This window comes from Burkholderia sp. COPS, from assembly GCF_019425585.1.
GTDB classification, from domain to species: domain Bacteria; phylum Pseudomonadota; class Gammaproteobacteria; order Burkholderiales; family Burkholderiaceae; genus Burkholderia; species Burkholderia cepacia.
Map to the genome: position 1 here is coordinate 94,400 of NZ_WIXR01000010.1, position 18,462 is coordinate 112,861.

Genomic DNA, 18,462 nt, shown 5'->3' on the forward strand with positions numbered 1-18,462 from the left:
GGCGCACCGCCCCGTCACGCGGCGGTCGTTCCGCCGCTGCCGTCCGGCGGCGTCCCGGCCTGCAGCAGCTGCAGGCTCTCGTCGACGCTCAGTTCGGACATCGCATCGTCGTGAAGCGTATCGTCGGCCGCGCGGCGCAATGCATGCAGCGTGTGCACCTTGAGCCGCACGAGCGCGAGCCGCAACCCGCGCGCCGCGCATTCGGCCGCAAAGGTGCGCAACGATTCGATCGTCGTGCCGTCGACATCCGGCGTTTCCTCGAGGCTCAGCATCACGGTATGCGTGTCCGGCGCGGCTTTCATCAACGCACGCACACGGTTCAACATCCGGTCCGCATTCGCGAAGAACAGCTGCGCCTCGGGCCGCACGATCAGCACGCCCGGCACCGGCTTCGCGTCGGCGTGGCTCGCGACGTCGACGAAATCATGGCTGTCGCGCAGCCTGCCGAGCACGCTGACGTTCGGCTCGGACAACTTGCGCAGCGTCAGCAGCAGGCTCACGCCGATGGCCGCGAGCAGCCCGTGCAGCACACCGAGCACGAGCACCGCGAGCAGCGCGGCGATCACGACGAGCCGGTCGCGATGCCAGGCCCAGTACGGCCGGAATACCGACGGATGCAGCGAGTGGCTGACCGCGAAGATCACGATCGCCGCGAGCACGGGCTCGGGCGTGCGCGCGAGCTGCGGCAGCAGCAGCCATACGATCAGCGCGACCACGCCCGCCGCCCACAGGCCTGCAAAGCGCGACTGCGCGCCGGCCGCCTCGTTCGCCGAGGTCGCCGAATAACCGGCGCCGACCGGCATCCCGTGCAGCAGGCCCGACACGAGATTCGCGCAGCCGAGCGCGACGAGGTCGCGGTTCGGCGACACGCTGTCGCCGTGCTTCAGTGCGAAGTTGCGGATCGATCCGTACGACTCCGCATACAGGATCAGCATCAGCGCGAACGCAAGCTCGACGGTCTGCATCCATGCGTTGCGGTCGAGGGTCGGCAGGCCGAACTCGATATGCCGGAAGTCGATGTGGCCGACGATCGCGATGCCGTATCGCTGCCAGTCGACCGCATAACCGGCCGCGATCGACAGCACGATCACGACGAGCGTGGCGGGCACCCGCGCGCTCCGCCCGAGTGCGAACAGCAACGCCAGCGCGGTCGCGCCGAGCACGACGCTCGCGAGATTCGCGTGCGGCGCGCCGCTGATCAGGTCGAGCGCGACATGCGGCGCATCGCTGTGCTGCACGGAAATCGCGAGAATCTTCGGCAACTGCTTGATGACGATCGTCAGCGCGAGGCCGAACGTGAAGCCGCGCAGCACCGGTCGCGCGACGAAATCCGACATGCCGCCGAGCCGCGCGGCACCCGCCAGGATGAACAGCACGCCCGTCATCGCGACGAGCGCCGCCGCCAGCGCGAGCTGCGCGGCAAGCGCCATTCCCGACTCCGCGAGCACGGTCGCCGCGAGCACGGCAGCCGACGACGACGTCGACGATACGATCGCGAAACGGCTGCTGCCGGTGAGCGCATAGACGACGAGCCCCGACAGCAACGCGATGAGACCGGCCTGCGGCGGCAGGTTGGCCAGCCCCGCGTACGCGACCGCCTCGGGGATCAGCAGGCCCGCGATCGACAGGCCGGCCAGCGCGTCGAGGCCGATGCGCCGCGTCGGCGGCGGCGCGGCCGCGTCGAGCGCGGAGAAATGCTCGGCATGCTGCGGGCCGGCATCGGGGCGGATCGGGGCGGTCGTCATGAGGTGCTCAGGGTTTGACGGCGATGACGCCCGACCAGCCGGGCAGATAGCGTGCATCCTGCTCATGCGCGCGATGCAGTGCGATATCGAGCGCCTTCGCGAAGTTCTTGCGGATCTGGTCGAGCGACACGTGCTGGCGCAGGTAGTCGGCCCACAGGAATTCGCTGAACGGCGTCGCGTCCTTCGCGTAGCCACCCGCGGTGCGCAGTTCGCCGGCGAGGCTGCGGTACGGATCGTCCACGAGACCCGTCAGCGCCTTCGGCAGATTCGCGTAGTCGCGGCGTGTGCCGTCCGCACCGAACGGATGCACCCACTGGTTGTGTTCCATCATTCGCCAGAAGATCGTGTCGTCGAGCCACGACAGGTCCTTCAGCAGCATCGCGTTCACCCGCACCTCGCCTTCCTCGATCAGCGCGAGGCCGAGATGGTGGTGATCGGTGATGTAGTGCAGCCCGTCCGGGCCGAGTACCGCCGGGAACCAGTGCGATTCGATCGCGGCCTTGCGCGCGCGCTTGTTGAGCCCTTTCCAGTGCTTGCGCTTCGCCTTGACTTCGCGATAGCCGACCGTCATCTGCGTCGGACGCAGTTCTTCCAGCTTGACGGGAATCAGGTGAACATCGTTGCCGAGTGCCATGGTCGTACCCCATGTTGCGAAATTCCGGCAACGATACTCCTGATCACACGAGCCGTTAATACGTCGTGACCTCGATACGCATCCGGTTGACGATCTCTGACAACCGTCCGTACCTGCGCAAGGCGCTGCGCTACGCGCGCAGGTCGTTGCGTTCGAGACGATGTCGAATGTAAGGAATGCCATCGTGCACGACGCTCACCCGGCGCATCCCGAGCTTGCGCGCGACGTTCAACGAGCCGCTGTTGGCTTCCGCGATATCGGCGATCACGCGCGGCAGGCGCACGGTGTCGAACGCATGGCGCACGACGGCTTGCGCGGCCTCGCTCGCGATACCGCGCCCCCAGGTCTCACGCACCAGCCGCCAGCCGATCTCGACGTCGCGCGCGCCGTCCGCATAGTCCGGAATCAGCAGGACCCAGCCGATGAACGCATCGGGCGCGGCCTTCTCGAAGATCGACCAGTAGCCGAGGCCCGGCGGATAGTCGCGCGTGATCCGGTGCGTGACGAAGCGCCGGTGCTCGACGGGATCGTGCCACGGGCCCGCGATGTGCCGCGTGACCTCGGGATCGCGATCCATCGCGATGCAGGCGTCGAGATCGGCCAGTACGCGCGGACGCAGCCACAGCCGCGCAGTTTCGAGCACGGGCAGCGTGGCGGCGGAAGGTTCAGTCATCTGGACTCCTGATTCGGTGACGATGCTCACCGGACGCATTACAAAACAGATACAAACGGCCTTCCGGAATGATACAGATGCCTGTCGCCGGTTTCGCGCGACGCCGTTGCCGAATCCGAAACAGTTCATTTCCTAGGGATTATTCCCGATTCGGCGTTATCGCGCCCCACATCGCCAGGCGCCGCGGCCTACACTCGATCCATGCCCCCGCACCGCGCGCAAGCCGGCCGGCATCCGCATGCACATCGTAAGCGCGCAAGCCAACGAGGAGACCTCGGACATGAGCTGGACCCGCGAACAACGCAACGTGACGATCGCCGCCTACCTGGGCTGGACACTCGATGCGTTCGATTTCTTCCTGATGGTCTTCGTGCTGAAGGACATCGCCGCCGAATTCGGATCGACGATTCCCGCCGTCGCGTTCGCGCTCACGTTGACACTCGCGATGCGTCCGCTAGGCGCGCTGATCTTCGGCCGGCTCGCCGACCGCTTCGGCCGCCGCCCGACGCTGATGGTCAACATCGCGTGCTACTCGCTGCTCGAGCTCGCATCGGGTTTCGCGCCGAGCCTGACCGCGCTGCTCGTGCTGCGCGCGCTGTTCGGCGTCGCGATGGGCGGCGAATGGGGCGTCGGCTCCGCGCTGACGATGGAAACCGTGCCGACCCATGCACGCGGCTTCGTGTCGGGGCTGCTGCAGGCCGGCTATCCGAGCGGCTACCTGCTCGCGTCCGTCGTGTTCGGCCTGTTCTACCAGTACATCGGCTGGCGCGGGATGTTCATGGTCGGCGTGCTGCCCGCGCTGCTCGTGCTGTACGTACGCGCCCACGTGCCCGAATCGCCGGCGTGGAAGCAGATGGAGAAGCGCCCGCGCCCGAGCCTCGGCGCCACGCTGCAGCAGAACTGGAAGCTCACGATCTACGCGATCGTGCTGATGACCGCGTTCAACTTCTTCTCGCACGGCACGCAGGATCTCTATCCGACGTTCCTGCGCGAACAGCATCATTTCGATCCCCATACCGTGTCGTGGATCACGATCGTGCTGAACATCGGTGCCATCGTCGGCGGCCTGTCGTTCGGCTCGATCTCGGAGCGGATCGGCCGGCGTCGTGCCATCTTCATCGCTGCGTTGATCGCCCTGCCCGTGCTGCCGCTGTGGGCATTCTCGAGCGGCCCGGTTGCCCTCGCCGCGGGGGCGTTCCTGATGCAGATCTCGGTGCAGGGTGCGTGGGGCGTGATCCCGGTTCACCTGAACGAGATCTCGCCCGACGAGATCCGCGCGACCTTCCCCGGCGTCGTCTACCAGCTCGGCAACCTGCTCGCGTCGGGCAACGCGACGATGCAGGCCTCGCTCGCCGTTTCGCACAACAACAACTACGGCTTCGCGCTCGCGCTCGTGGCCGGCATCGTCGCCGTCGTGATCGCCGTGCTGATCCTGTTCAGCCGCGAGCGGCGCGGTATCGACATGACGCAATCGGTCAATACGCGTAGCACGGTCGCCTGATCCCGCGCATTGCCGCATTGCACCATCGCGCGTGCCCCGCCCTGTCGAAGGCGCGCGCGATACTTTCCGCATTCGCACATCGAACTAGAGGAATTTGTCCAGATTCCCCGCTTGCCCGCTCCGCTCGCCCTTTTTTATCTTAATAAAAACGACTGTTTGAATCAGATAATCAAATCACCAGTTCGCGGCCGGGCGACCGGCATGGGAGGCGGGACATGGCAGTAAGTCAGGAGGGGCGGCCATCCGCGGGACGGCCGTCCGGGGCACGGTCATCCGGCACTCGGCAGACCGGCGGGACGAAGGCGCGCATCCTCGATGCGGCCGAGGACCTGTTCATCGAGCATGGCTTCGAGGCGATGTCGATGCGCCAGATCACCTCGCGCGCGGCGGTCAACCTCGCCGCGGTCAACTACCACTTCGGCAGCAAGGAAGCGTTGATCCACGCGATGCTGTCGCGCCGGCTCGACCAGCTCAACCAGGAACGCCTCGGTATCCTCGACCGCTTCGACGCGCAACTCGGCACGCACATCACCTGCGAGCACGTGCTCGGCGCGATGTTCATTCCCGCGCTGAAGGCATCGCGCAATCCCGAACGCGGCGGGCCCGGGTTCCTGCGGCTGATCGGCCGCGCGTACACCGATCCGTCGCCGTTCGTGCGCAACTTCCTGACCGCGCACTACGCAAGCGTCGCGGGCCGCTTCTTCGACGCGTTCCAGCGCGCGTTGCCGCACCTGCCGCGCACGGAGCTCGGCTGGCGGCTGCACTTCGCGATCGGCGCACTGTCCGGCGCGCTCGCAGGTGCCGAAACGGAAAGCCTGATCGACGAGTTCTCGCAAGGCCGCACGATGAACGACGTGCAGATGATCGCGCGGCTGTCGTCACTGATCGTCGCCGCGCTGAAAGCGCCGATGCCCGACAGCGCGCAACTGTCGATCTTCGCGGCCGTGCTCGACGATGCAGGCGCAAGCGAAGCGTTCGGGCTGCCGTCGTCGGGCGCGGCCGCCGCCGATACGGCGACGCTGCATTCCACGAACTGAGCGCGCGAGGCCACGCGCGGCTTCCTGTTCACGATTTGATTGAAACGCGCGGTCATGCGGAGCGCCGAGGCGCGCCGTCGATCGACCGTGCGGCACGGGGCACGGACCGGCGCTGAAGCGCCGGCCTTCGCCGAGAGCAAAGACCGGAGACATGTCATGTCATCTTCCGCAGCAACCGCAGCGGCCCAGGTTCCGCCGAACACCGACGGCATCTGGTACGCGTCATATCCGCCCGGCGTCCCGCACGACATCGACGTCACGCAATACGCATCGCTCGTGCAGTTCTTCGACGAATGCACGAGCCGCTTCGCCGAGCGCGTCGCCTATGTGAGCGCGGGCGCATCGATGACTTATCGCACGCTCGCGCAGAAAGTCGACGCGTTCGCGTCGTATCTGCAAAGCCTCGGCGTCAAACCCGGTGACCGCGTCGCGATCATGCTGCCGAACACGTTCCAGTACCCGGTCGCGCTGTTCGGCACGCTGAAAGCCGGTGCAATCGTCGTCAACGTCAATCCGCTCTATACCGTGCGCGAACTCGCGCATCAGCTGAAGGACAGCGGCGCGCAGACGATCGTCGTGTTCGAGAATTTCGCGCGCACGCTGCAGGACGCGTTGCCGGAAACGCAGGTGAAGAACATCGTCGTCACCGCGCTCGGCGACCTCCTCGCCGACGGCTTCAATGCGAAAGGACGCCTGATCAATTTCGTGCTGAAGCACGTGAAGAAACTCGTGCCGGCCTACCACCTGCCGCAGGCCATCCGGTTGCGCTCCGCCCTCGCGCTCGGTGCGCGAAGCAAGCCGCAGCCCGTGCAGACGACACGCGACGACCTCGCATTCCTGCAATACACGGGCGGCACGACGGGCGTCGCGAAAGGCGCGATGCTCACGCACGGCAACCTGATCGCGAACCTGCTGCAGGCGAAGGCCTGGATCGCCGACCAGGTATCGGGCGACGTCGAAACCGTGCTCACGCCGCTGCCGCTGTATCACATCTATTCGCTGACGGTGAACGCATTCATCTTCATGGGGCTCGGCGGGCGCAACATCCTGATCGCGAACCCGCGCGACATGACGATGGTGATGAAGATCATCCGCAACGAGACGTTCACCGGGATCACCGGCATCAACACGCTGTACAACGCGTTCCTCGACAACGAGGAATTCCGCAAGCGCGATTTCTCGAAGCTGAAGCTCGCGATGGCGGGCGGGATGGCGATGCAGCGGGCGGTCGCCGAGCGCTTCCAGCAGGTGACGGGCCGGCCGGTGGTCGAAGGCTACGGCCTGACCGAATGCTCGCCAATCGTCACGATGAACCCCGTCGACCTGAACGACATGGCCGCGTTCAGCGGTTCGATCGGCCTGCCCGCGCCGTCCACCGTCGTGCGCTTTCGCCGTGAGGACGGCACCTGGGCGCCCGTCGGCGAGCCGGGCGAGCTGTGCGTGCACGGCCCGCAGGTAATGCGCGGCTACTGGCAGCGCCCCGACGAGACGGCCAAGGTGATCGACGCCGATGGTTGGCTCAGCACCGGCGACATCGGCGTGATGGACGAACGCGGCTTCATCCGCCTGATCGACCGCAAGAAGGACATGATCCTCGTGTCGGGCTTCAACGTGTATCCGAACGAGATCGAGGAAGTGCTGGTGATGCATCCGGGCATCAGCGAAGCCGCGGCGATCGGCATTCCGGACGAGGTACAGGGCGAACGGATCAAGGTGTTCGTCGTGCGCCGCGACCCGTCGCTGACGACCGACGATGTGCTCGCGCACTGCCGCAAGAACCTCACCGGCTACAAGATGCCGAAATTCGTCGAGTTCCGCGACGCGCTGCCGCAGACGAACGTCGGCAAGATCCTGCGCCGCGCGCTGCGCGACGAGGAACTCGCCAAAATCAAGGCCGCGAAGCAAGGTTGAACGATCCGCCGCCCAGGGAGACGCCGTCGATGAACGAAGGAAAGAAGCACCACGCGCGGCATGCCGCCGCCGTGGCTGTCGCCTGCCTGCTGTCGCTCGGACAGGCGGGCCTGCATGCACAGGAAACGGCCGACGCCGCAAGCGCGGCCGCTGGCGTCGCGCTGCCGGCGGACCTCGCGAAGGTCGCGCGCGAGCCGGTTGCGCAGCAGGCGCGCTGGCTGCGCACGGCCGCGCAGCGCGGCACACTCGCGCAACTCGACGACGCGACGCTCACGGCACTCTTCAAGGCACTCGATCCGCTCGCCGTGCCGCTCTATATCCGTAACGGCCCCAACGGCTATCCGTCGTACCAGTTCACGATGGTGCGCCAGGAGCGCATCAGCGGAAAGTGGTCCGATACGCCCGACCGCATGCTCGTAAAGACCACCCGCGAGCCGCTGCGCGTCTATGCGAAATGGCTGCCGGGCGGTGCACATGCCGGACAGGAGACCATCTACGACACGACGCAGCGCAAGGACGAGATGTACGGGCACCTCGGCGGCCTGCTCGGCAAGATTCCGCTGTGGACGGCACTCGACGGCGCACTCGCACGCGCGCAGTCGAATCACCAGGTGAAGGATCTCGGTACCGAGTTCATCACGAACCTGTACCTGACCGAAGGGAAGAAATACGTGGAAGCCGGCGTGCAGCGGCCGACCGATGTGGAGGCCAGGACGATCGGCGGCGTGCGCGTGGTCGCGCTCACCTACGAAACACCGACCGGCCGGCCGCAGTTCTACGCGAAGAAGGAAGTCCTCGGGCTCGATCTGCACGCGCCCTATTTCCGGACCGTCGAGTCCTATGACAACGACGGCAAGATCTTCGAGCGGATCGTCATCGAGAAAATCGCGCCGGCGACGCTCGACGACACCGCATTCGACCCGAAAAACCCCGACTACGCGTTCTGACGCGCGCCGGCGGGGCTGGCCTCGGGCTCAATCGTCATCGTCGTCGCCATGGTGCCTGTGCCAATGCTTGTAATAGTGCTTGCGCCACTTGCGATAGCGATCGTCGTCCTCGTCGCCGTAGTAGCCGTATCCATAGCCCGGATAGGCGACCACGGCCGGCTGCGGCGCCACATAGACCGGCGCCGGCTCGACATAGACCGGCGCGACCGGTACGCCGATGCCGACCGACAGGTCGACATGCCCCGCCATCGCACTGCCGGAAGCCAGCAACGCCACGCCCCCGACCCACCCTGCCCATCGTCCCTTGCTCATGTTCCGAATCCCTGATATGCCGGCCTGCCCGGCTCGCGCAGCCAATGTACGCGTCGCGCGGAGACCAAGGTGCTACGGCGCTGCGAGAGTCGTAACGCGGCGTAACGAAATGGCATTGGCCGTTCGGCCGAATCGCGAAAATGCGCTGGAACGTCTATAGTGGGTTACGGTTCGACACAATCACGACTGCGCGTTTCCCGATTGAACAGGGTAGAATCCCGCCAAACACCTTGTGGACGAACACGCCACACACACGCACAACATATTCTCTGACGCAGGCTCCTGCCGCACCTCAATGGCCAATCCCGCAGAATCCCATCCGCAAAACGACTTCATCAATTCGGCGCGCAAGGAACGTAAGCGCGTTGAAATCTATCTCGTCAACGGCATTCGTCTGACGGGGTGTATCGAGTCGTTCGACCAGTACCTGGTGATGCTGCGCACCCCCGTGGGTCTGCAAGGCATCTACAAGCGCGCGATTTCCACGATCCAGCTCGACACGGGCGGCTCGCGCCCGGGCGGCAGCGGCGGCCCCCGCGGGCCGCGCACCGGCGGGCGCCCGGGCGGCCGTGAAGGCGGCGGTCACAGCCCGTACGGCTCGCACGGCGGCCCGCGTGAATCGCGCGGCGACGGCGGCTACGGCTCCCGCGAACCGCGTGAAGGTTATGGCTCGCGCGAACCGCGCGAGGGTTACGGCTCGCGTGAGCCGCGTGAAGGCTACGGCGCCCCGCGCGAACCCCGTGAACCGCGCGAAAACTACAGCGCACCGCGCGATGCCGGCGACGCATCCGGCAACGCTTCGCCGTCGGATTCCCGCGGCGGCAACGGGCCAGTGATCGTGACGCGCCGCCGGCGAATCGTGCCGGACGGCCAGTAAAACAAAAGGGCAAGCCAACCGGCTTGCCCTTCTCACTTGTGCGGCCGGCGCGGCATGTCGCCGCACCGCTGCCTGGTTCAGCGTGCCGTCGTCGGCAAACCGGCGTCGGCCTCCCGCTGCAACGAACGCACCTGCTGCTGCAACGCCCGCAGTTGCGACTGAAGCTCGGCCTGCTGCGCCTGCAATGCGGCCGTCTCGTTACGTACGCTCTTCTGACGATCCGCGACTGCCGCCTGCTGCTGGCGTGCGATCGAGATATCCGCCTGCAGACGCCGCGCGCGATCCTGCGTGACTTCGATCTGCTTGTCCATCTGCGCCTTCTGCGACTCCAGCTTCGCTGCCCGCAGTTCGTTTACGGCCAGCCGCTCCGCCTGGCGCGAGAAATCGCGGTAGATCGCTTCCGCACGCGATTCGTCGTAAGTCTTGATCACGCGCCAGAACGCCTTCTGCTGGAACAGCGCGACGAAATACGCGCCGTCCTTTACGTTGAACAGCAGGCTCGCACCGTAGCTGCCGTTGTAGCTCGTGCGCATTTCCGTCAGCGAGTGCGCCTGGATCTGGCGCTGCAGGTCGTCGACCGTGCTCGGCCCCGTCGACTCACCTGCCTGCGGCTGCACCGACGTCTGGACCTGCGGATCGACCACCGGAATCGCAGCCACCGGCGCCGACGCCTGCTGTACTGCCGGCGACCCGCTGTCCGCCAGGCTCTGCGCATAAGCGCCCTGCATGCCTCCCACCACGGCGAGCAACACGCACGCCTTTCCCAACCCCGTCATATGGCTCATGAAGTTCTATTCCCGCCCGTGTCGTTGTAATTCAGCGCGATTTTATCTCATTAATTACTCACTTTCGCGGGTCTCGGGCTCCTCGTCAAAGATCTGATATTTGCGCATTTTTTCCCACAATACCTTGCGGCTGATACCGAGCTGCTGCGCCGTATCCTGACGCCGCCAGCCGTTGGCGTCGAGCGCCGCAATCACGCGGTTGCGCTCGTTCATGTCCCACTTGCTGCGATCGACGAAGACCTCGGCCGCGCTTTCCGCCGGTACCGGCTGCGCCGAACTGCGCGCGTGCGCGATCAACCGCTGCAACCGCGCGGCATCCCACCCGCCCGTCTGCCGCACCGTCACACCGACGCGCTCGGCGAGGTTGCGCAGTTCGCGCACGTTGCCGGGGAAATAGCTGTCCGCGACCGAATCCGTCAGCCAGTACGGCAGATCGGACAACTGCGCGAGCCGTGCCTCGCCGACCACCTGTGCGACGAACGACTTGAACAGCGCGATCTTGTCGACGGCACCGCGCTCTTCCAGCGACGGAATGCTCAGCTCGATCACCGCGAGCCGGTAGTAGAGATCGGCGCGGAACAGGCCATCCTTCACGAGTTGCGGGAGCTTCTTGTTGCTCGCCGCGACCAGGCGGAAATCGACCTTGACCGGCGACGTTGCGCCGACACGCAGCACCGCGCCGTCCTCGAGCACGCGCAGCAGCTTGACCTGCTGGTACAGCGGCAGATCGCCGACTTCGTCGAGGAACAGCGTGCCGCCGCCCGCCTGCTCGAAATAACCTTTATGCGCAACAACCGCGCCCGTGAACGATCCTTTCGCATGACCGAAGAACAGCGATTCGAACAGGCCGTCGGGAATCGCACCGCAGTTCACCGGCACGAATTCGCCGTGCCGGTAGCGCGAATGCTTTTCGTGCAGCAGTTGCGCGATGCGCTCCTTGCCGACGCCGGTTTCTCCGTGCAGCAGCACGTTGGTGTCGCAGTCGGCGAATGTATCGACTTCGTGCAGCAGTGCCTGCATCGATTCCGAGTGCGCGACGAGTTCGGTCGGATGCGACGTTTCGGCCGTATGCGCCCGCAGTTGCGTGACGAGCTTGCCGATCATGCCGCGCAGCTCGGCGCATGTGAAATCGAGCGGCAGGATGTGCGAATACTCGGGCGGATACTGCGAAGCGTCGTGATCGCGCGCCGCGCCGACCCAGACGACCGGCATGCCGATGTTGGCCTGCCAGTCGCGCAGGAACGCTGCGCCGATTTCGATCATCGTCACGCTGATGATCGCCAGTGACGGCCGCAATGCGGCGCGCTCGGGCGAGATCTCCGCGTTGTCGGCGCGGATCACTTCGACGTCGAAGCTCGCCATGCACCGGGCGACGCGGTCGACAATGTCCGCCTTGCCTTCCCAGACGTACAGGTCGAGCTCTTCGATTGCGGGCGTGGTTCTCATTGTTGATGCTTTCAATGAACGATTTGCGGGGCGTTGCAAGTCAGGCCATGTTGAATCACGGTCACCTGGCCGATTTGCAATCCTAATGCCGTCAACAACGGCGTGACCAACAGATTGAGCAACGGATTGACGAGCCCGACCAGCAAAGGAATGAGCTGCCCCGTGAGAGGCTGAAGAATCAGCGTCAAGATCGATAGATCCAGTCCGGCGACGTTGAGCTGGATCGACGTCCCCCCCAAGAGATTGGCCAACTGCACGTTGAGCGAGTTGGTCGCTGTCGACGATGTGGTCCAATTGGGTCCCGGAGACCATGCGGACGACGTGCATGCACCGTTACTCGGCTTGGTGTTGCAGAACGAGTATTGCGAATTGTTCTGATACAAGACGCCCGTCCCCGACAACGGCAGGCTGGCGCTCAGCGCGCCTGGGGTCGAAGGCAATGGCGGACCGCTGTAGATCGGCGTGCTGGTGCTACTCCCAACGTACGCAACGGGGTTCGACAACGATAGGCTGAGTTGAAGAAGCGAAAAATTCCCGAGTAGCCCTGCTCCCGACAGCTTCGCCACGGGAATCGTGCCGGTGCTGGACGCACAGCTCGGGGAATTGAGGTTCAGCGTTCCCCCCGTATTTTGTCCGGCGCAAATCATCGCCACGCCCGGCAATACGCCAAATGTCGCGGTACTCGACGCCGGTGTCGATTTACAACTCGTATTGGCCAACCAGGCGCGACCCGGCCCGCCCAGAATCACGTAGAGCGGCAAATGCGGTCCCGAAAGCTGAAGCGTCAACAGGCCGGGAATGCCCAGCGGGGGCGGATCCGACAGCACCTGCACATCGACGTAGAGTCCGATCTCCGCTTGCGACGCCTGCGTGCGCCATATGCCGTTCACTTGTCCGGCTTCGCCAATTCCGATCGACGGCGGCGCCAGCACCTGCAATTGCAGACTATTGACTCGAACCAGCGTCGACACCGCCGAAATGAGCGGACAAAACGCACTGCCGGGGCAGCTTGCTTGACCGACCGATAGCGTCAGCGCGCTGTTATATGCACCGATCTGAGCTGTCGTGAGCAACAACTGCAGCACATTGATACTCGCATTCGCCGCCGCCTCCGCATTGCTGCCCGAGTATTGGAGGAGGCTCCCAAGCGAGATCTTATTGAGATTGACGTTGGCGCCCACGCTATTGCTTAGCGCGGTGAGCACCGTGCCCACCGTGGTATTGCTGCCCACCGCCGTGGCGGCGAGATTCAGGATGTCCGAGACGGTCAGGTTGAGGCCGAGCAACTTCCCGACGCTGGCTGGACTCGACATGCCCGCCGTGCCGAGTTGGGTTGCGACATTCGCCAACTGCCCCAGCGTGACGTTCGCTCCGGCCAAGGCCTGGTAATTGGCCAGACCGACGTTGACGTTGGCCGAGGCACCCAGCAACCCCGTGAGTAGCGGATCGAGTATCGCGGACGTAGAGGAATTCAGGCTCGCAAGCGTCGAACCCACGCTAAACGTGTCGATCGCCGCCGCACGTGCGGTAGCCGTCGCGGAGACAATCGCCTGCCGCCCGCTCAGCTGGTTCAGGAGCCCCAGGAAGTAGTAGTTCACCTGCCGGTACGCCGTCACCTGCGCCGCATTCGCCGCAGTCGACGCGGGCGTCACATAGGCAGTCGACGAATCCCAACTCCCGCAGCTGACGGCAATCTGATCGTTTCCCGTGGAAGGACTTGCCGTCGCCGTCGCGCTGATCAACGTGAACGCATAACCCTTGTCGTTGATGTTCGCACTCGCCGTCACATTGTTTTTTGCATCGTTCAGGCACCCGCTCGGATCGCTCGTCATCGGCTGCACTGCCGCCAATGCAGCCAGGTCAACGATCCGTTGCAGATCCCGCTTCTGCAAATACAGATTCGCGATGTCGATCACCCCGAGCACGATGATCGCGATCGTGAGCCAGATCGCTGCCATGACCAATATGGAGCCGCGTTGACGTTGTTTGCCCGGCCAGCGAGCGCCGCGCCACCGAGCCCCATGTGCTTGATCTGCCCGCATCGTCATCTCGCTTACTGCGCACTCTGCCCGCTACCCGACATGCCGCCGGACGAACTGCCAAGCGTGCTCATCGACTGCGGAATCTTGTTCTTGAACGAATCGAGATAGCGTTGATAAACGAGCGACGCGACATCGCCAAGCATCGGCTGCACCGGTGCCGCCGCGCGGTTGTCTCGCTGCATCGAAAGCCATTCCTTCGTCGAGCGATCGACGTCGGATGCGGCTGGCGCCGCTGCCTGTTGCGCACGTACGGCTGCGGTGCTCATTGCCATGCAAACGATCGCGCCCAACAGCGCGATCCGCCCCGCGCGCGCGGCTCGATGATGGTTGTTATTCATGTTGTTCCCCACCTGTCTGTTTATTGTGCAAACCGTTGCAGCAACGGCACGGTCTGGTCATAGTCGAAATTGTTTGCCATCGGCGTGATCGGCACAGTCGCTGCACGGCGCGACACCACCGGCGGCGTCGCGACTGCACGCTGCTGCGCCCGCGCAGCGGCCGCGATTCTTGCGGCATCGCCGACGATGTCCTTGCGGATATCCGGCGGCAAATGCTGCTGGTTCATCAACCGCTGCGCGTCCTGCGTGCGCCCGGCGGCGAGCAAATACAGCACGAGATTGCTGACGATCTTCGGATTGCGTTGATCCAGTTCCGCCGCCTTCATCAGCGGCACCCGCGCGCCGACCACATCGCCGCTACGCAATTTCGCATAGGCGAGATCGGATAGCAGCGACGCATCGGTCGGCGCGAGCTCGGACGCCTGTGTCAGTGCCTGTACCGCCTGACCGAAATCGCCTGCCGCACCGGCGATCAACCCAAGGCCCCGATATCCGCGCGCGGAGAGCGGCGTCTTCAGCAGTTGCGTATAGGCCGCTGCACCTGCAGCCGGCTGGTCGGTCATTCTCAACGCGTCCGCACGCAGCAGGATCGTGTCGGGCGACACGCCGTACGCCTTGTCGTAAGCGTCGATGTGCGCGAGCGACGCATAATAGAGACCCTGTGCCTGCATCCGCTGAATCAGGCCGAGATACATCGCGGGCGTATCCGGCACCGCCTGCTTCTGATCGGCAGCCTGAATCAGCGCCGCGCGTTCGGTCTGCGCGCCAACGCCATACCCGCTTTCCTTGGTCGCGCAAGCACCAAGCAGCACCGCTGCCGCCACACCTGCGTACCTGGCCATCCTGGTGATCCGCTTCATCGTCTTCCCTTCCACCCATCAATGATGCGCCGACAACGCATGCGTCACTGCCAGCAACCCGGGTCCCGCCGTCACGATCAGCAGCGCGGGTAGCAGCGTCAGGACCATGACGCCCGTCATCTTCACGGTCAGTCGGCCGATCCTTTCGCGAAGCATCGCGCGGCGCGTCTCCCGCAGCCGGTCGCCGAACTGCTTGAGCGGCTCCTGTACCGCGCCACCGTGCTTGTCGACCTGCACCATTAATCGGGTAATCGCGCGCAAATCCTCGTTGTCGAAACCGCCCGACAACCTCTGCATCGACTGATCGCGCGTGCGGCCCGCTGCGAACTGACGCTGCGCGATTCCGACCTCCGACGACAGCACCGGCATCATCCCTCGGAAGTCGTTGGTCACGACCTGCAGGCTCTGATCCAGCGACAACCCAACGCCCTGCAGCAAGCGCAACATGTCGACGAACAGCGGCAGTTCATCGACGACGCTCTGGCGACGAGCGGCGGCACGCCGCTGCACGTATAGCTTCGGCAGCATGAAGCCGAACGCGAATGCAGCGAACATCCCGATCATCCAGTATCCGCCCTTCATTCGTCCGCTGGCGAATACCGCGAACAGAAGCGGCAACCCGATCCCGCAAGCGATCCGCGCGCTCAGGAACAGTCCGCGCGTGCGCGTGTCGACATAGCCGCATTGCTCAAGAATGCGGCGATCCTCTTCCGCGACAATGTGCTTGCCGAATCCGGTATCGAGCAGTCGCATCCCCGCCGCCGACAATCGCGTAAGCATGCGCTCGATGCGCTGACGGCCGGGCGCAACCCGTCTCACTTCTGCCGCACTCTCCGCCGTGGCCCGTTTCTTGGCCGCCTCGAGTGCTGCCATGCGCTGGTCGAGCGCCTCGGCCAGCGCACGTTCAGCACGCGACGTGGCGCTGGCACGCAGCAACGCGATCATTCCAAACAGCAGCACGCCTAGCGCACCAAGCGCCAGAGCAACCGATCCGATCTGAGTTGCCGTCATCGCATCACCTGAGTCGAGCCATCCGATACAACCACACGCTCCCCGCAACCTGCATCAGGAACGCGACGATAAGGAGCATTTGTCCGCGCGGATCGATCCACATTCCTTCCAGATATTTCGGATTGGTCATCACGACAAAACTGCCGATCGCGATCGGCAGCATCACGAGCACGAACGCCGATAGTCGTGTCTCGGCCGACATGGCCGTCAGCTCGCGCTCCGCCTGCTCGAGGTCGCGCATGAACACGGCCATGCGTTCGAGCATCACGTCCGCGCGACCACCATACTTGACCGACAGCCGCAGCACCGATCCGAGCAGCTCGAATTCCTGCGCCCGGTAGATCTTCGCGATATGGAGCATCGCTCGATCGATTTCGACACCCGTGCGCAACATCCGGGACACGTGATCGAGGCACCCTCGCAGCGGCTCCTCCGTCGTCAGCAACGCTGCCTGAAATGCGGCCGGCACGCTGTTGCCGAGCGTCACCAGTCGCACGATCCCGTCAAGAAACGACGGGATCTGCCGGACGATCTTCAGTCGCCGCCGCTGGATACGCGACGTGAGCCAGATGCAAAAAATCGCGCTCCCGCAGACCAGCGCAGCGAAACACGCGAGCGCGCCGCCGCGGTTACCCGCGATCGACGCAATCGCGACAAGCACGGCCAGCGCAATGATCGCCTTGCCGCGTGCGCCTTCGATCCCGGCGCGGTTCACGAGGTTGATCAGATACTCCTTCGCAACCGCATACCAGTGTGCCCAGAAAGCACGAGATACCGCATTGCGCACGCCACTGGACGACGCTACAGCCCGAGGCGCGGCGGATACCGCCGGCCTTGCGGACGACGACGCCGCGCGTGCTCCGGGTTCAAGCCGGCTGTCAATGAAGCGCTTCGCATCGGTGCGCACGCGCCGGGTTTCCGCATGCCGCCACAGCATCAGCGCCGACGCCACGCACAGCATCGCGACCGCGAGCATCCAGACCGTCGCGCTAAACATTGAAGCCCCCGCCGCGACCAAAACCGTCGCCGCCGAACCCGCCGCCCAGTCCGCTGTTCGTTAACGCCTGGCGGAACCGCGCGAGCTTCGGCGAGTGCGGATGGATACCCAGCGACTCCCAGTGATCGACCTCCTCCCCCTCCGGCGTCACGCGTGCTTCGTAGCGATACAGTTCCTGCGTCGCGATGATGTTGTCGGACAGCCCGGTCACCTCGGTGATCGACAGAATCCGGCGGCGTCCATTCGACAGTCGCCCGATCTGCACAATGAAGTCGATCGCGTTTGCAATCTGGCGACGCAGGCTCGACTCGGTTCCCTGGAAACCAGCGAAACCGGCAAGCATCTCAAGACGGTACAGGCACTCGCGCGGCGAGCTCGCGTGCACGGTGCCCATCGAGCCGTCGTGGCCCGTGTTCATGGCCTGCAGCATTTCGAGCACTTCGCCGCCGCGCACTTCGCCGACGATGATCCGGTCCGGACGCATCCGCAACGTGTTCCGCAACAGGTCACGAATCGTCACGACGCCGGTACCATCGAACCCGCCCGGGCGACTTTCGAGCCGCACGACATGAGGGTGATTCAGCGACAGTTCGGCCGTATCCTCGATCGTTACGACACGTTCGGCCTCTGGAATGTGGAACGCGAGCGCGTTAAGCAGTGACGTCTTTCCGGAACTCGTGCCGCCCGACACGAGAACGTTGCAGCGTGCCTCGACCGCTGCCTCAAGCAGCGCGCCGATCTCTTGGTTATACGTGCCGTTACCGAGCAGGTCCGAGGGCTTGAGCGGATCTTTGCGGAACTTCCGGATCGACACGATCGGGCCATCGATCGAAAGCGGCTCGATCACGACATTCACGCGCCCGCCGTCCGGCAGCCGCGCATCGACCATCGGGTTCGACTCGTCGAGACGACGTCCGATCGGCGCGAGAATCCGTCGCACGATGCGTAGCAAATGCGCGTTGTCGGTGAAACGCACCGGCAGCTTCGCGAGGATCCCGTGACGCGACACGTACACGTCGTTGTAGCCGTTGATCAGGATGTCCTCGACCGCCGGGTCCGCGAGCAGATCCTCGATCGGCCCGAAGCCCGCGAGTTCCTTCGTCAGCGCTTCGGCGATCGCACGCACCTCGCTCTCGTTGAGCGGAATGCGGCGCAGGCGCACGAAGCTGTCAATCTCGAGATCGACGAACTGATTGATCGCCTGGCGGGACCATCGGCCGAACTCGGCTCCCAGTTCCTCGATACGCGTCAGCAAATGCTCGTGCGCAGCATTCTTGATGTCGTGGAATTGCTGCGTCTGCGAAAACGGCGCTGCGCCGTCGGCAAATTGAATGTCGTGTGCCATC

At 64.7% G+C, this 18,462-nt stretch carries 17 protein-coding genes; 5 read left to right on the forward strand and 12 right to left on the reverse strand.

The features are described 5' to 3' along the window. Window positions 1-14 precede the first annotated feature (14 nt). The 3 genes from FOZ70_RS08790 to FOZ70_RS08800 form a co-directional block, all read right to left on the reverse strand. Window positions 15-1,745 carry a SulP family inorganic anion transporter gene (locus tag FOZ70_RS08790; protein WP_021161547.1) on the reverse strand — a complete coding sequence of 577 codons (1,731 nt, stop codon included), beginning with the start codon at window positions 1,743-1,745 and terminating at the stop codon, window positions 15-17. 7 nt (window positions 1,746-1,752) lie between these two features. Continuing rightward, a complete protein-coding gene (locus tag FOZ70_RS08795; RefSeq protein WP_048020704.1) occupies window positions 1,753-2,379 on the reverse strand; it encodes a ParB-like protein in 627 nt (208 codons plus the stop codon). A gap of 130 nt (window positions 2,380-2,509) precedes the next feature. Next, on the reverse strand, window positions 2,510-3,052 hold the full coding sequence (locus tag FOZ70_RS08800; RefSeq protein WP_021161545.1) for a GNAT family N-acetyltransferase: 543 nt from the start codon (window positions 3,050-3,052) through the stop codon (window positions 2,510-2,512). A gap of 280 nt (window positions 3,053-3,332) precedes the next feature. Between FOZ70_RS08800 and FOZ70_RS08805 the strand changes: the two genes are divergently transcribed. The 4 genes from FOZ70_RS08805 to FOZ70_RS08820 all read left to right on the forward strand — a co-directional run bounded on the left by FOZ70_RS08805 (window position 3,333) and on the right by FOZ70_RS08820 (window position 8,448). After that, window positions 3,333-4,553: an MFS transporter gene (locus FOZ70_RS08805; RefSeq protein ID WP_042976429.1), complete on the forward strand. Its 1,221-nt coding sequence runs from the start codon at window positions 3,333-3,335 to the stop codon at window positions 4,551-4,553. A 215-nt stretch (window positions 4,554-4,768) separates the two neighbouring features. Next, window positions 4,769-5,590: a TetR/AcrR family transcriptional regulator gene (locus tag FOZ70_RS08810; protein ID WP_021161544.1), complete on the forward strand. Its 822-nt coding sequence runs from the start codon at window positions 4,769-4,771 to the stop codon at window positions 5,588-5,590. A gap of 156 nt (window positions 5,591-5,746) precedes the next feature. Next, window positions 5,747-7,501, forward strand: a complete 1,755-nt coding sequence (locus FOZ70_RS08815) for a long-chain-fatty-acid--CoA ligase (protein WP_021161543.1) — start codon at window positions 5,747-5,749, stop codon at window positions 7,499-7,501. A gap of 29 nt (window positions 7,502-7,530) precedes the next feature. Beyond that, window positions 7,531-8,448, forward strand: a complete 918-nt coding sequence (locus tag FOZ70_RS08820) for a DUF1571 domain-containing protein (RefSeq protein WP_021161542.1) — start codon at window positions 7,531-7,533, stop codon at window positions 8,446-8,448. Between the two features lie 27 nt (window positions 8,449-8,475). Here FOZ70_RS08820 and FOZ70_RS08825 read toward each other — a convergent pair whose 3' ends face one another. Next, window positions 8,476-8,760, reverse strand: coding sequence for a PXPV repeat protein (locus FOZ70_RS08825; protein WP_048020708.1), 285 nt, complete (start codon window positions 8,758-8,760; stop codon window positions 8,476-8,478). Window positions 8,761-9,055: 295 nt separating this feature from the next. Between FOZ70_RS08825 and hfq the strand changes: the two genes are divergently transcribed. After that, window positions 9,056-9,637, forward strand: a complete 582-nt coding sequence (gene hfq, locus FOZ70_RS08830) for an RNA chaperone Hfq (protein WP_060128941.1) — start codon at window positions 9,056-9,058, stop codon at window positions 9,635-9,637. Window positions 9,638-9,714: 77 nt separating this feature from the next. Here hfq and FOZ70_RS08835 read toward each other — a convergent pair whose 3' ends face one another. From FOZ70_RS08835 to FOZ70_RS08870, 8 genes are read right to left on the reverse strand one after another with little or no spacing between them, the layout of a single operon-like run. Beyond that, window positions 9,715-10,422 carry a DUF2968 domain-containing protein gene (locus FOZ70_RS08835; RefSeq protein WP_048020712.1) on the reverse strand — a complete coding sequence of 236 codons (708 nt, stop codon included), beginning with the start codon at window positions 10,420-10,422 and terminating at the stop codon, window positions 9,715-9,717. A gap of 54 nt (window positions 10,423-10,476) precedes the next feature. Continuing rightward, the gene (locus FOZ70_RS08840; protein WP_048020714.1) at window positions 10,477-11,868 is read right to left on the reverse strand and encodes a sigma-54 dependent transcriptional regulator; all 1,392 of its coding nucleotides are present in this window, start codon (window positions 11,866-11,868) and stop codon (window positions 10,477-10,479) included. Between the two features lie 11 nt (window positions 11,869-11,879). Continuing rightward, window positions 11,880-13,916, reverse strand: a complete 2,037-nt coding sequence (locus tag FOZ70_RS08845) for a pilus assembly protein TadG-related protein (protein ID WP_346656395.1) — start codon at window positions 13,914-13,916, stop codon at window positions 11,880-11,882. Between the two features lie 5 nt (window positions 13,917-13,921). Further along, a complete protein-coding gene (locus tag FOZ70_RS08850) occupies window positions 13,922-14,248 on the reverse strand; it encodes a DUF3613 domain-containing protein (RefSeq protein WP_060154904.1) in 327 nt (108 codons plus the stop codon). 20 nt (window positions 14,249-14,268) lie between these two features. After that, complete coding sequence (locus FOZ70_RS08855) at window positions 14,269-15,108, reverse strand: tetratricopeptide repeat protein (RefSeq protein ID WP_219705579.1); 840 nt, start codon at window positions 15,106-15,108, stop codon at window positions 14,269-14,271. An 18-nt stretch (window positions 15,109-15,126) separates the two neighbouring features. Further along, window positions 15,127-16,119, reverse strand: coding sequence for a type II secretion system F family protein (locus tag FOZ70_RS08860; RefSeq protein ID WP_219705581.1), 993 nt, complete (start codon window positions 16,117-16,119; stop codon window positions 15,127-15,129). A gap of 4 nt (window positions 16,120-16,123) precedes the next feature. Further along, on the reverse strand, window positions 16,124-17,116 hold the full coding sequence (locus FOZ70_RS08865; RefSeq protein WP_219705584.1) for a type II secretion system F family protein: 993 nt from the start codon (window positions 17,114-17,116) through the stop codon (window positions 16,124-16,126). Then, entirely contained in the window at window positions 17,109-18,461 is a 1,353-nt protein-coding gene (locus tag FOZ70_RS08870; protein ID WP_060154897.1) for a CpaF family protein, read from the reverse strand. Before FOZ70_RS08870 ends, FOZ70_RS08865 begins: the two co-directional genes overlap by 8 nt. Between the last annotated feature and the right edge of the window lies 1 nt (window position 18,462).

Excerpts from the sequence above, each read along its gene's own strand:
- FOZ70_RS08790 (WP_021161547.1), bottom strand. The coding sequence starts at position 1,745 with ATGACGACCGCCCCGATCCGCCCCGATGCCGGCCCGCAGCATGCCGAG.
- FOZ70_RS08795 (WP_048020704.1), bottom strand. The coding sequence starts at position 2,379 with ATGGCACTCGGCAACGATGTTCACCTGATTCCCGTCAAGCTGGAAGAA.
- FOZ70_RS08800 (WP_021161545.1), bottom strand. The coding sequence starts at position 3,052 with ATGACTGAACCTTCCGCCGCCACGCTGCCCGTGCTCGAAACTGCGCGG.
- FOZ70_RS08805 (WP_042976429.1), top strand. The coding sequence starts at position 3,333 with ATGAGCTGGACCCGCGAACAACGCAACGTGACGATCGCCGCCTACCTG.
- FOZ70_RS08810 (WP_021161544.1), top strand. The coding sequence starts at position 4,769 with ATGGCAGTAAGTCAGGAGGGGCGGCCATCCGCGGGACGGCCGTCCGGG.
- FOZ70_RS08815 (WP_021161543.1), top strand. The coding sequence starts at position 5,747 with ATGTCATCTTCCGCAGCAACCGCAGCGGCCCAGGTTCCGCCGAACACC.
- FOZ70_RS08820 (WP_021161542.1), top strand. The coding sequence starts at position 7,531 with ATGAACGAAGGAAAGAAGCACCACGCGCGGCATGCCGCCGCCGTGGCT.
- FOZ70_RS08825 (WP_048020708.1), bottom strand. The coding sequence starts at position 8,760 with ATGAGCAAGGGACGATGGGCAGGGTGGGTCGGGGGCGTGGCGTTGCTG.
- hfq (WP_060128941.1), top strand. The coding sequence starts at position 9,056 with ATGGCCAATCCCGCAGAATCCCATCCGCAAAACGACTTCATCAATTCG.
- FOZ70_RS08835 (WP_048020712.1), bottom strand. The coding sequence starts at position 10,422 with ATGAGCCATATGACGGGGTTGGGAAAGGCGTGCGTGTTGCTCGCCGTG.
- FOZ70_RS08840 (WP_048020714.1), bottom strand. The coding sequence starts at position 11,868 with ATGAGAACCACGCCCGCAATCGAAGAGCTCGACCTGTACGTCTGGGAA.
- FOZ70_RS08845 (WP_346656395.1), bottom strand. The coding sequence starts at position 13,916 with ATGACGATGCGGGCAGATCAAGCACATGGGGCTCGGTGGCGCGGCGCT.
- FOZ70_RS08850 (WP_060154904.1), bottom strand. The coding sequence starts at position 14,248 with ATGAATAACAACCATCATCGAGCCGCGCGCGCGGGGCGGATCGCGCTG.
- FOZ70_RS08855 (WP_219705579.1), bottom strand. The coding sequence starts at position 15,108 with ATGAAGCGGATCACCAGGATGGCCAGGTACGCAGGTGTGGCGGCAGCG.
- FOZ70_RS08860 (WP_219705581.1), bottom strand. The coding sequence starts at position 16,119 with ATGACGGCAACTCAGATCGGATCGGTTGCTCTGGCGCTTGGTGCGCTA.
- FOZ70_RS08865 (WP_219705584.1), bottom strand. The coding sequence starts at position 17,116 with ATGTTTAGCGCGACGGTCTGGATGCTCGCGGTCGCGATGCTGTGCGTG.
- FOZ70_RS08870 (WP_060154897.1), bottom strand. The coding sequence starts at position 18,461 with ATGGCACACGACATTCAATTTGCCGACGGCGCAGCGCCGTTTTCGCAG.